Origin of the sequence: Stenotrophomonas maltophilia group sp. RNC7 (assembly GCF_030910085.1) — a bacterium.
Classification (GTDB): Bacteria; Pseudomonadota; Gammaproteobacteria; order Xanthomonadales; family Xanthomonadaceae; genus Stenotrophomonas; species Stenotrophomonas sepilia.
In genome coordinates this window covers 1-447 of the sequence record NZ_JAVFVN010000053.1, presented here as the reverse complement: position 1 = coordinate 447, position 447 = coordinate 1, and the positions used below count along the sequence as shown (strand labels likewise).

The 447-nt window shown below is 62.6% G+C and carries 1 protein-coding gene; it reads left to right on the top strand.

Annotated elements, in window-relative coordinates; translation table 11 throughout:
• The coding region (locus tag RCF13_RS00305) for a hypothetical protein (RefSeq protein ID WP_308140687.1) at positions 1 to 447 on the top strand (447 nt) is incomplete at both ends.

The window sequence follows — 447 nt, the reverse complement described above, 5'->3', positions numbered from 1 at the left end:
GGATGACCTATGTCCCTGAACAGCAGGTGCAAGGCTGGCACAGGCACACGACTGCTGCTTCAGGCAAGTTCGAGTCGGTCTGCTGCGTTACCGAAGAGGATGAGGACGCGGTGTACACCATCGTTAAACGGACGATCAATGGGCAGTCAGTTCGGTACGTGGAGCGATTGCACTCCCGCCGAGTAGAGGCCCTGGAAGATGCGTTCTTCGTGGACGCTGGGCTGAGCTATTCAGGGGCCCCGGCAACAACGTTCGGGGGGCTGGACCACCTGGAGGGCGAAGAGGTGAACATCCTGGCCGATGGCGCCGTCATGTCGCGCCAGGTGGTCACCGGTGGCGAAGTCACTTTGCAGCAACCTGCGTCGACAGTACACGTGGGGCTGCCCATCACGGCGGATCTCGTAACGCTGCCGATGGCCTTCGAGGCCCAGGCCGCAGGGCAGGGGC